Source organism: Mesorhizobium sp. M7A.F.Ca.CA.004.12.1.1 (assembly GCF_003997835.1).
GTDB lineage: Bacteria > Pseudomonadota > Alphaproteobacteria > Rhizobiales > Rhizobiaceae > Mesorhizobium.
On the sequence record NZ_RZRK01000115.1, the window covers coordinates 1 to 10,778 of the forward strand.

9 protein-coding genes and 2 pseudogenes are annotated in these 10,778 nt (G+C 63.7%); 5 read left to right on the plus strand and 6 right to left on the minus strand.

The genetic code is table 11. The features are described from left to right. Positions 1 to 247, plus strand: a pseudogene (locus EN984_RS08675) (glycerol acyltransferase); the annotation flags it as partial. Between the two features lie 24 nt (positions 248 to 271). Here EN984_RS08675 and EN984_RS08680 read toward each other — a convergent pair. After that, positions 272 to 1,234, minus strand: coding sequence for a hypothetical protein (locus tag EN984_RS08680; RefSeq protein WP_127270173.1), 963 nt, complete (start codon positions 1,232 to 1,234; stop codon positions 272 to 274). 152 nt (positions 1,235 to 1,386) lie between these two features. Between EN984_RS08680 and EN984_RS08685 the strand changes: the two genes are divergently transcribed. Further along, positions 1,387 to 1,971 (plus strand): nitroreductase, encoded by a 585-nt coding sequence (locus EN984_RS08685; protein ID WP_127270172.1) that lies wholly within the window; start codon positions 1,387 to 1,389, stop codon positions 1,969 to 1,971. After that, a complete protein-coding gene (locus EN984_RS08690; RefSeq protein WP_127270170.1) occupies positions 1,972 to 2,580 on the plus strand; it encodes a flavin reductase family protein in 609 nt (202 codons plus the stop codon). Here the strand turns inward: EN984_RS08690 and EN984_RS08695 are convergent. Next, positions 2,577 to 3,308 (minus strand): TetR/AcrR family transcriptional regulator, encoded by a 732-nt coding sequence (locus EN984_RS08695; protein WP_127270168.1) that lies wholly within the window; start codon positions 3,306 to 3,308, stop codon positions 2,577 to 2,579. The two genes, EN984_RS08690 and EN984_RS08695, sit on opposite strands and share 4 nt — an antisense overlap. A gap of 107 nt (positions 3,309 to 3,415) precedes the next feature. Here EN984_RS08695 and EN984_RS08700 point away from each other — a divergent pair, with 107 nt between their 5' ends. Continuing rightward, a complete protein-coding gene (locus EN984_RS08700; RefSeq protein WP_127272690.1) occupies positions 3,416 to 4,090 on the plus strand; it encodes an isoprenylcysteine carboxylmethyltransferase family protein in 675 nt (224 codons plus the stop codon). 7 nt (positions 4,091 to 4,097) lie between these two features. Here the strand turns inward: EN984_RS08700 and EN984_RS08705 are convergent, their stop codons facing one another. Both EN984_RS08705 and EN984_RS08710 read right to left on the minus strand, forming a co-directional pair. Next, positions 4,098 to 4,979: a CoA ester lyase gene (locus EN984_RS08705; protein ID WP_127272691.1), complete on the minus strand. Its 882-nt coding sequence runs from the start codon at positions 4,977 to 4,979 to the stop codon at positions 4,098 to 4,100. Positions 4,980 to 4,982: 3 nt separating this feature from the next. After that, positions 4,983 to 5,435 carry a MaoC family dehydratase gene (locus EN984_RS08710; RefSeq protein WP_127271750.1) on the minus strand — a complete coding sequence of 151 codons (453 nt, stop codon included), beginning with the start codon at positions 5,433 to 5,435 and terminating at the stop codon, positions 4,983 to 4,985. A 150-nt stretch (positions 5,436 to 5,585) separates the two neighbouring features. On the opposite strand from EN984_RS08710, the gene EN984_RS08715 reads away from it, so the two are divergent. Next, complete coding sequence (locus EN984_RS08715; protein WP_127270718.1) at positions 5,586 to 6,710, plus strand: DUF2336 domain-containing protein; 1,125 nt, start codon at positions 5,586 to 5,588, stop codon at positions 6,708 to 6,710. Here the strand turns inward: EN984_RS08715 and EN984_RS08720 are convergent. Together EN984_RS08720 and parE are read right to left on the minus strand one after the other, a co-directional pair. Continuing rightward, positions 6,707 to 8,773: an FUSC family protein gene (locus EN984_RS08720; RefSeq protein ID WP_127270720.1), complete on the minus strand. Its 2,067-nt coding sequence runs from the start codon at positions 8,771 to 8,773 to the stop codon at positions 6,707 to 6,709. The two genes, EN984_RS08715 and EN984_RS08720, sit on opposite strands and share 4 nt — an antisense overlap. Positions 8,774 to 8,817: 44 nt before the next feature. Next, positions 8,818 to 10,778 (minus strand): annotated as a pseudogene (gene parE, locus EN984_RS08725) (DNA topoisomerase IV subunit B); the annotation flags it as partial.

A 10,778-nucleotide genomic window follows, 5' to 3' on the forward strand; every position in this document is an offset into this window, starting at 1 on the left:
GGCGAAATTCGTCGGCAAGGCCTCGCTGACGCTGCGCACGTCGCTGCTCATCCACGAATTCGCGCGGCTGTCCGGCAAGGCGATAGACGTGCGCGTCGGCGATGTGCTGAGCTGGAGCGAGTTGGAGCCGTTGCGCGACCGCAAGGCATTGCTCGACCGGCTGTATCGCGGCGTGTTCGATCTGGCGCCAATCGTGGCGCGCCGCCGGATTCCGTTCCTGCCAGCGCGGACCAAGATGGCAGCCTGAAAACAGGAAACCTGCCGCGGAAGGTTAGTCCGCGCCTTCTTCGGGATCCATCGCCGCGGCCTCGGTGGCCAGAACCTCGATCTCCTGGTTCTGCCCGGCCACGACCGTAAAATCCTTCTGATAGATGCGGTCGCGGTTCTTGGCGATGATGGTGTAGTCGCCCTCGGCCAGCACCATCGAGGCGAAGGCGCCGACGGTTTCCTTGATCGGATCGCCCGATTCGTTGAGCAGCGACCAGGATGTGTCGGCGATCGCCTCGCCACCGGTTTCGCGCACCAGCTTCATGGTGATCTCGGCGGCGTGGTGCTCGACGGTGGCTTCGGTCAGCTTGCCGGCCTCGACACGGATGTCGGAGCGGATGACCGCGTTGACTGCGCCATAGGTCGAGACGACGTGATAGATGCCGGCGTTGAGCCGCACGACGCTGTTGGGCTCGACATCGGGAATGATCAGCGCGCGGTCGCCATTGGCCTCGGCGGTGCCTTCGTAGATCGAAAATCGCAGCTTCTTTGGTGGAATGCGCACGCCGCCGGACAGCACTGCGTCGAGCTTGAGGCCGCCGGCGTCGAGCACGAGACTTTCGCGCTTGGCGTCCTTGCCGACAGTGATGCGCTTGGTGGCGCCGGCCCGGCCGTAGGAGGCGTGAACCAGATAGCTGCCGGGTTCGAGCTGGAAGACGGCGGTGCCGCCATGGGAGGAGGCAACCATCGGCAATTTGCCGTTGACGGCTTCGGGCTTGAAAACCCGCCAGACGATGCCGCGCGTGATGTCGGAACCCTTGTCGGTTAGTTGGGCGGACAATGTGATGGCGCCGCCGCCGCTCAGCGCCAGTGACGTCTCGCCTTTCGGCGTCGCGTAGCTCGAAATTCCCGGAAGCTTCAGGTCGGTGACACCGTCGACGTTCTGCGCCACGGCAAGCGAAACCGGCGCCATGAATATCAGCGCGCCGAGCCAGACCAGGAAAAGACGGACAGTCCCCTCAAACATGCCTTGCGTTGAAGCCCATGGCGGTGGCAATTTCAAGGCTTAAGAGTTGAAACGACTCTTCCCTCCGGCGTATCCCGCGCCAATGCCCGAGCCGCCCGAATCCCCGATGGTGCGCTTCAGCTCAAAACAGAATGTCCAGGAGACTTGCGCCCATGGCGTCGCCGATCATCGACTTCCTGCTCACCCGAAACTCCGCACCGATCCCCGATTTGAAGGAGCCGGCGCCGAGCGATGCGGAGATCGCCACGATGATCGCCGCTGCCTCCCGGGTGCCCGACCATGGCCGGTTGGAGCCCTGGCGCTTCATCCTCTACCGTGGCGACGCCCGCGTCGAGATCGGCAGCCAACTGGCAGCGCTTGCAGAGCAGCGGGAAGGTCCCTTGTCCGAAGGCCGCCGCAACCAGGAACTGGCGCGATTCTCGCGCGCGCCACTGGTGATCGGCGTCGTTTCGATCCCCAGGGACAATCCAAAAATCCCGCAATGGGAAATGTTCCTGTCGGGCGGCATGGCGGCGATGAACCTGATGATAGCAGCGAATGCGCTGGGCTATGGCACCAACATGATCAGCAACTGGTATTCGGATGTGCCGGAGGGCAGGGCGCTGCTGGGGCTGGCGCCGCAGGAGCGGGTCATCGGCTTCATCCATATCGGCTCCTATGCCGGCCCGGCACCGGAGCGGCCCCGGCCCGATCCGGCAAAGCTGTACAGTGACTATTCGGGACCGTGGGCGGGCTGAATGTTCTACGAACCCTCAAAGGGCCACGGCCTGCCGCATGACCCTTCGAAGGCGATCGTGGCGCCGCGTCCGATCGGCTGGATTTCGACACTGAACAGGGCAGGCGAGGTCAATCTCGCGCCATACTCCTTCTTCAATGCCGTTTCTACGCGGCCTTTCATCGTCTGGTTCTCCTCCGAAGGCGAGAAGGACAGCGCCTCCTTCGCCCAGGAAACCGGCGAGTTCGTCGCCAATCTCGTCAGCCGCGATCTCGCGGAGAAGATGAACCGCACATCGGTCAATGCTCCGCGCGGCGTCAACGAGTTCGTCTATGCCGATCTTGCCATGGCGCCGTCTCGGCTGGTGGCGCCGCCGCGCGTGGCGGCAGCGCCGGCCGCGCTCGAATGCCGGGTGACGGAAGTCTTTCGGCCAAAGGCGCTGGACGGATCGCCGACAAGCGCTGTGATTGTTGCCGGTGAAGTGGTCGGCGTGCACATCGACGACGCCTTCCTGACAGACGGCCTGTTCGACATCACCAAGGCCGGCAATGTCGCCCGTCTCGGCTATATGGATTATGCCAGCGTCGACGAGGTGTTTTCGATGCGCCGGCCGCGCTGGGACAAGGACTAGATATCAGGCTTGGCCAGCGCCTTGCCGGCACTCTTTCGCCGCCTGGCCGTCATGACGGTGCGCACATAGCCGGGCTCGCCGATCCGGATGCTTCCATCGGGCAGGCCCAGTATGCGGTCGAGAGCGATCTCGTAGAGCCTGACGCGTTTCTCCAGGGCCTCGATCGCGATCTCCATGTCGGCGTCGCTGCCGCCGGCAATTGCCTTGGCAACGACGTCATGCGTGGCCATGCCGAATTGCATGACGATGTCGGCAACACCTTCCGGATCGAAGGTCCTGAAAGTGCCGTCTTCGATCCCTTGCCTGATGATCTTGACCAGCAGAGGTGAAAACGACGCGCTGGCGGCCAGATTGATACGGTGGAAAAGCACCAGATTCTCAGGCCGAAACATCGTCTCGAAAAGAGTCCAAGCTTCGGGCGCGGTCTCGATCTTTGCCCGCCGCGACTGGCTGAGCAGGCCATTCAGGCGGCCAAGCGGGTCTAGGTCCGGATCGTCGATTATGTCCTGCACCCCAGCCAGTGCCTGTCTTGCAAAGCGATGGGCCAATGCTTCCAGAAGAGCCTCCTTGGAGGGGAAGTAGTGATAGAAGGCGCCCTTCGAGACGCCGGCGGACGCAATCACGTCGTTGAGGCTCGCTTTGTCATAGCCCTGCGTCAGGAAAAGGGTCTGGGCATGGTCCAGAAGCTCTTCTCGCCTGAACTCTGGATGCTTGATGACACGGGGCATGATGAACCTTCTGCACAGTTCGCTTGAATTACAGACCGATGGTCGGTATGGTAGACCAATGGTCTGAAATTGCCAGTGCAGTGAGCGGATATCATGAAAGGTCGATCATGATCGCGAAATTGGTCCTCCAAACATTCGTCTGGTTTGGCGCCATGGGCGCCTTGCTCTTCCTGTCGGCCGGCACGCTGCGCTGGCCGGGGGCCTGGGTCTATCTGGTGGGGATGGTGGGGCTCAGTCTCACCTTGGGCGTGGCGCTGGCAAGGCGCGATCCCGGCCTGATGAATGAGCGGTTGAGTTCTCCTATCCAGAAGAATCAGGACACGGCCGACAAGGTCCTGCTGTCCATACTACTGCTCGCCATCTTTGGTTCGCAGATATTCATGGGATTCGACGTCCGTTTCGGCTGGTCCGTGGTTCCCGTCTGGGTGCAGGTGGTCGGCGCGCTCGTCCTGCTGCTCGGAATCTGGATCTGCTATCTGACGATGCTGGAGAACAGTTTCGCGGCGCCCGTGGTGAAGATCCAGGATGAACGCGGACAACGTGTGATCTCCACGGGGCCTTACAGCTACGTCCGCCATCCGATGTACGCCGGCGCCATTCTTTTCTTCGCCGGCACTGCACTTCTGCTTGGTTCCTGGTGGGGGCTGGCGTCGGTACTCGTGATCGTCGTTCTCCTGGCCATCCGCACCTTCATTGAAGAGAAGACGCTTCGCACCGGCCTGCGCGGCTATGACGACTATGTGGCCCGGGTCCGTTACCGCCTGATCCCATTGGTTTGGTAGCAGGCGCTCAGGCGGAAACACCTGCCGCCTTTGCCCGCGCCAGAAGCCGCTCGGCTAGCCGCAGGTGCGGTCGGTCGAACATCTTGCCGTCAATGCCGACGACGCCGGGATTTCCCGCTGCCGCGAACGCGGCGACGATTGCTGCCGATTGTCTCACGGCCTCGGCCGACGGCGTGAAGGCGGCGTTGATGACCGGCACCTGGTCGGGATGGATCGCCATCTTGCCGGTGAAGCCATCGCGCTCGGCCTCCGTGCATTCCACTTCGAAGGCCGCTATGTCGCGAAAATTCGGGAAGACGGTGTCGATCGCCGCGACCTCCGCCGCACCGGCGGCAAGTATGGTCATTGTGCGAGCGTGGCGGAACACGTCCGTGTAGCGGCCATGCTCGTCGCGGACGCTGCGCGCGCCGATCGCCGCCGACAGGTCTTCAGCGCCCCAGGTGAGGCCGGCAAGCCGCGCACTTGTCCCGGCATAGGTCGCCGCCGCCAGCACGCCTGCCGGCGTTTCGGTGATGATCGGCAGGATCTTGATCGCGCCGTCGGCCAAGCCATTTTCGGCCTCGCGCACCCTGAGCTTTGCCGACAGATGCTGCACATCCTGGCCGCTGTTCGACTTGGGCAGCATGATGCCGTCGGGTCGTGCCGGCACCAACGCCGCCAGATCGTCATCCGTCAACCCGGTCGTGAGGTCGTTGACCCTGACATAGATGGCTGAACTGGTTTGCGCCCTGCGTTCCAGGATGAAGCGCGCCGCCACCTCGCGCGCCAGCGCCTTGTTGTGCGGCGCCACGGAATCTTCGAGGTCGACGATGATCACGTCGGCGCCGGCACCAAAACTTTTTTCCAGTTTCCTCTGGGAATCGCCAGGGACGAACAGCAGCGAACGCATGCGTCAGATCGCCTTCTTCAGCATCATCGCTTGCCTGGTGCATTTGGCGACGAGATCGCCATGCTGGTTGTAGGCGCGATGCTCGAATTCGACGATGCCGCGATCGGGTTTCGACCTGGATTCGCGCACCGAGATGACTGTCGTCTCGACCCGGATGGTGTCGCCATGGAAGACCGGATGCGGAAACACGGTCTCCTTCATGCCGAGATTGGCGACCGTAGTGCCGACTGTGATGTCATTGACCGAAATGCCGATCATCAAGCCGAGCGTGAACAGCGAGTTGACCAGCGGCTTGCCCCATTCGCTCCTGGCGGCGAAATCGAAGTCGATATGCAGCGGCTGCGGGTTCAGCGTCATTACCGAAAACAGCATGTTGTCGCTTTCGGTAACGGTCTTGCGCAGCGTGTGCTGGAAGACATGGCCGACAACGAACTCTTCGAGATAAAGCCCGGCCATTTCTTTCTCCTCACGTGCTTGACGGTGATAGGCGCTGCAAATCAGCCTCGCAAGCCAGTTAATGAACATGGTGAACGGTTCGTAAACCAATTCTGCCTACGGTCGTCAGTGGGGTCAGAAGCTTCTGACAAGGGGCGTAAGCAGGCGGGCATGGTTGTTGTTTCGCATTTTCTGAAATGGATCTACACGGCCAGGGTGTCGGAGCGTGCCGCGGCGGCGAGCGCTCTGGCCCGGGCCTATATCAATTCCGAATTGCCTTTCGAGGACCGTTGCGCCGCCGAGGCGGCGCTGACGCTATTGCTCGACGATGCCTCGTCGAAGGTGCGGCTGGCGATGGCCGAGGCGCTGTCGATGAGCCACCACGCGCCAATGCAGATCATCAGCGTGCTGGCCTCCGACCAGCCGGAAGTCGCCGGCGTGGTGCTGGCCCGCTCGCCGCTGCTCACCGACGCCGACCTGATCAACCGCGTGGCTTCAAGTCCGAAGGCGACACAGAAATTGATCGCCGACCGGCCACTCGTCTCGATGGCGCTGTCGGCGGCCATCGCCGAGATCGGCGAGGCGGACGCCTGCGCCGTGCTGCTCGCCAACAGCGGCGCCGACATCGCCTCGCTCAGCTTCCGCCGCATGGCCGAACGCCACGGCCATCTGCCCTTGGTGCGCGAGGCGCTGATATCGGATATCAGGCTGCCGGCCGACTGTCGGCATATGCTGCTCGTCAAGCTGGGCGAAATGTTGAAAACGTCGCCACTGGTGATGGCATTGATGGGCGCGGCGCGAGCCGACCGCGTCATGCGCGACGCCTGCGTCAAGGCTTCGGTGACGCTGATAGAAGGCACGCGCCAGGAAGAACATGCGGCCCTGATCGAGCATCTCAGGCTGCGCGGCGACCTTACCGCGAGCTTTCTGATCCGCACCATCGCGCATGGCAAGGTCGATTTCTTCGGCTCGGCGCTGGTCGCGCTCAGCCAGCAGTCCGAACAACGGGTGAGGGCGCTGCTGGCCGGCGGGCACGACGTGGCGTTGCAGGCGTTGTTCCGCAGCGCCGGCCTCGCCGCAGTCACCCATGCCATCATCCTGCGCGCGCTGAAGATCTGGCGCGAGGTCGCCAACGGCAAGCGCGTCGCCGGTGTGCAAGAGGTCAGCTGGCTGATGCTCAAGGAGGTGGGCGGGCAGTCCGCGGAAGGCGATCTTGCCACGCTGGTCAAGTCGATCCATCTCGACGCGCTGCGCGAAAACGCACGCGGCCACGCACTGGCGATAGCGGCGGCTTAGCCTTTATCCCTCGCGAAAAAGTCCGGGAAATCCTCCATCGCCGCGGCGATGATGCGCAGCGATGCTGCGATTTGCAGCAATTCGCCGGTGCCGTTTCGCTCGGCGATGTTCGCTGCGTACTGCCGGGCGACGGCGACGGTCGAGGTCTGTGGATCGCCGGGGGCGCGGAAAAGCAGTTCGCGCGCCAGTCCCCTCAGGAAGTTGGCGATCGAAAGCGCGGTCTCGGATGGAATGGCATGGCTTTGGCTTGCATCGCGCAGCCGAAGGACCTCCAGGCCGACGGTGACGGCGGCGACTCCGCCGCCCAGAACCGCATCGCCCTTCTGACCGGCATTCTGCACCAGCGGCATCAGCTGGTTGATGCGGTCGTAGGCGAGGCTCTCGAAGGCCGACCGCCTCGGCACCCGCTCATGCAGGCAAAGCCGCGCCAGATCCTCGCGCATGGCGCGCACGATCCGGTTGGCCGCGAGCCACGGATCGGCTGGCAGCACGACGATGAAGACACCGATCGCCAGCAGGATGCCGACCAGGATCGACGCCGACCCGGCGAAGAAGGGTACGGGATCGTAGGTCATCGCCTGGTGCGGGCTCAGGAAGGCGAGGAAGTTGATGGCGAAGGCCGTCGCCACGCCGACATAGCGTGGATTGGCCATGGCCAGCGCCGTCGGTACAAGAATGGGCACGACAAACAGCATGAACCAGCCGAAGCCCGGCAAAGCGGGCAGCGCGATCTGGCCGACGAGAAAGGCAAAGGGCAAAGCGAGCAGCGTTCCCTTGAAGAAACCCCAGGCGACCTGCACAGGGTCGGGGCGAGCAGCAAACAGGCTCGATACGACAGCAACGAGGATGACCGTGCCGGCCGCTTCCGACCATTTCGTCGTCAACCAGAAAGCCGCGACCAGCAGCGTGGCAAGGGCAGCGCGCAAGGCGTTACGCGATGCGCCGGCGTAATCGCGATGCACCACCAGCGCAGGCTGCCTGCTGCCCCTGGCCAGGCGCGTGGCAGGCGCGCGCAGGGCGTCGAGGCCGCGCAGCACCTGCTTGAGCGCCTCGGCGAAATCGGCGGCGATGGTCAGGCGGGTGATGGTGCCGACCCTGTCGTCGCCCTGGTCGGTCGAGGCATCTGGCATTTGCCGGGCGTTTCCGGAAATCGCATCGAGCCGAGCCACCCACAGCGCCGTATCGTCCAGCGCGCCGGGCTTGGTCGCCAGCTCGCTGACCAGCGACTGCAGTTCCGAGCGCACCGGGATGAGCGCCGCATTCTTCGGGGCGGCGTGCGAATGCAGCGCGCGTGCCGCCGACAGGGCCGAGAGCAGCTGTCCGATGGTGCGACGGACTGGATGGGCGCGCGGCGCGAAGCTCGGCGCCTCGAGCCTGGCATAGGCGCGCATCTCGCCGAGCGTCTGGGCATCAGTGATCAGCTTTCGGTGCAGCGTGGACAGCGTTGCCGGGTCGCCGCCGGAGAACGCACCGCCGGCATAGGTGGCAAGATCAAGGATACAGCGTTTCAGGCGCGAGACGATGGCGTCGCTGGCCAGTTTTGGCAGGATCAGGCGGCTGGTCAGGCCGGCGCAGACAATGCCAAGCACGATCTCGGCACATCGCGCGACCGCGAGGTCGACGACGAGATGCGGTTGTCCGAAGGCGGGCAGGCCGATGATCATTGCGGTGTAGCCGGCGAGCGCGGCGCCATAGGCTTCCGGATTGCGCAGCAGCGACGAGACGAAGGTGCAGATGCCGATCCAGACGGCAAGCACCGTCACCAGCACCCAGGGGTTGGTGCCGAATACGGTGGTGATGCCGATCGCCGCGACGCCGCCGACCAGCGTGCCGAGCAGCCGGTAGAAGCCCTTCGCCAGCACCATGCCGGCAACCGGCTGGGCGACGATGAACACCGTCATCATGGCCCATTGCGGGTGGTCGAGTTTTAGGGCGTAGGCGGCCAGCAGCGCTATCAGGCCGGCTGAAACGGTGCGAAGAGCGAAAATCCAGTCCGAGCGCGTCGGTTGCGTCAGGTCGGTCAAACTGGTTTCGAAATAGCCTTTCAGCCGTGCCGCAATCACACGCTGGTCTCCATATCAGAAGCGCAAGCTAAACCGGCTGATGGCTAGATATCCAGCACTTCCGTCTCGGCGAATTCGGCGCGTTCCTGGATGAAGCGGAAGCGGGCTTCCGGCTTGGTGCCCATCAACGCATCGACGGCGTCCTTGGTCGCCGCCTCGGCGTCGATCACGTCGATCCTGAGCAGCGTGCGCTTCCTCGGATCCATGGTGGTTTCCTTGAGCTGGGCCGCCATCATCTCGCCCAGGCCCTTGAAGCGGCCGAGTTCGACCTTGCCGCGCCCGGTGAATTCGGTGCGCAGGAGCTCGTCCTTGTGCGCGTCGTCGCGGGCATAGGCGACCTTGCCGCCTTGCCTGATCGAGTAAAGCGGCGGCACCGCTAGGTAGAGATGGCCGCCACGCACAAGTGCCGGCATCTCCTGATAGAAGAAGGTGATCAGCAGCGAGGCGATGTGGGCGCCGTCGACATCAGCGTCGGTCATGATGATCACGCGGTCGTAGCGCAGATCCTCATCGCGGTACTTCGAACGCGTACCGCAGCCGAGCGCCTGGATCAGGTCCGAAATCTGTTGGTTGCCGGCGAGCTTGTCGTTGCCGGCGCTGGCGACGTTGAGGATTTTTCCGCGCAGCGGCAGGACGGCCTGGCTGGCGCGGTCGCGCGCCTGCTTGGCCGAGCCGCCGGCCGAGTCACCTTCGACGATGAACAGTTCAGCGCCGGCCGCGGCATTCTGCGTGCAATCGGCGAGCTTGCCCGGCAGCCGCAGTTTGCGCACCGCGCTCTTGCGCGACACCTCTTTTTCCTGCCGTCGGCGCACCCTCTCGTCGGCGCGCGCGATCACCCATTCGAGCAGCTTCGAGGCTTCCTGCGGATTGTCGGCCAGCCAATGGTCGAACGGATCGCGGATCGCGGTCTCGACAATTCGAATTGCCTCGATCGTCGCCAGCCTGTCCTTGGTCTGGCCGACGAATTCCGGCTCGCGGATGAACACCGACAGCATGCCCGCCGCCGAGATCATGACGTCTTCCGAGGTCACGATCGAGGCGCGCTTGTTGCCGACGAGATCGGCATAGGCGCGCAGGCCCCGCGTCAGCACGTTGCGGAAGCCGGCTTCGTGGGTGCCGCCTTCGCCGGTCGGGATGGTGTTGCAGTAGGAATTGATGAAGCCGTCGCCGCCGAACCAGGTCACCGCCCATTCGAGCGAGCCATGGCCCGCCTTGTTTCTCGCTCTTGCCGGCGAAGATTTCGCGAGTCACCTGGAAGTCGTCGCCGAGCGATGCCTTGAGATAATCCTTCAGGCCGCCGGGAAAATGGAATTCAGCCTTGGCCGGTGTCTGATCTTTTTCCTTGATCAGCGACGGATCGCAGGTCCAGCGGATCTCGACACCACCGAACAAATAGGCTTTCGAGCGCGTCATGCGGTAGAGCCGCGCCGGTTCGAACGCAGCGCCCTTGCCGAAAATCTGCTCGTCGGGGTGGAATCGGATCTTTGTGCCGCGCCGGTTGTGGATTTCGCCCAGTTGCTCCAGGCCGGTCACGGGAACGCCGCGCGAGAATTTTTGTCGATACAGTTGCCGTCCCCGCGCGACCTCGACCTCGAGATGGTCCGACAGCGCGTTGACCACGGACACGCCGACGCCATGCAGGCCACCTGATGTCTCGTAAACCTTGGAGTCGAACTTGCCGCCCGAATGCAGCGTCGTCATGATCACTTCGAGCGCCGGCTTCTTGAACTTCGGGTGCGGATCGATCGGGATGCCGCGGCCATTGTCGGTCACGGCGAGATAGCCGTCGGCCGAGAGCTCGACATCGATGAAGGTGGCATGGCCGGCTACCGCCTCGTCCATCGAATTGTCGATGACCTCGGCGAACAGATGGTGCATCGCCTTGTCGTCGGTGCCGCCGATATACATGCCTGGCCGGCGGCGCACCGGCTCCAGCCCTTCCAGCACCTCGATGTCGGCAGCGCTATAGCCCTCGCTGCCATCCTTGATTGAGGCAGGACGCTTG

Excerpts from the sequence above, each read along its gene's own strand:
- EN984_RS08700 (WP_127272690.1), top strand. The coding sequence starts at position 3,416 with ATGATCGCGAAATTGGTCCTCCAAACATTCGTCTGGTTTGGCGCCATG.
- EN984_RS08695 (WP_127270168.1), bottom strand. The coding sequence starts at position 3,308 with ATGCCCCGTGTCATCAAGCATCCAGAGTTCAGGCGAGAAGAGCTTCTG.
- EN984_RS08715 (WP_127270718.1), top strand. The coding sequence starts at position 5,586 with ATGGTTGTTGTTTCGCATTTTCTGAAATGGATCTACACGGCCAGGGTG.
- EN984_RS08705 (WP_127272691.1), bottom strand. The coding sequence starts at position 4,979 with ATGCGTTCGCTGCTGTTCGTCCCTGGCGATTCCCAGAGGAAACTGGAA.
- EN984_RS08680 (WP_127270173.1), bottom strand. The coding sequence starts at position 1,234 with ATGTTTGAGGGGACTGTCCGTCTTTTCCTGGTCTGGCTCGGCGCGCTG.
- EN984_RS08685 (WP_127270172.1), top strand. The coding sequence starts at position 1,387 with ATGGCGTCGCCGATCATCGACTTCCTGCTCACCCGAAACTCCGCACCG.
- EN984_RS08710 (WP_127271750.1), bottom strand. The coding sequence starts at position 5,435 with ATGGCCGGGCTTTATCTCGAAGAGTTCGTTGTCGGCCATGTCTTCCAG.
- EN984_RS08690 (WP_127270170.1), top strand. The coding sequence starts at position 1,972 with ATGTTCTACGAACCCTCAAAGGGCCACGGCCTGCCGCATGACCCTTCG.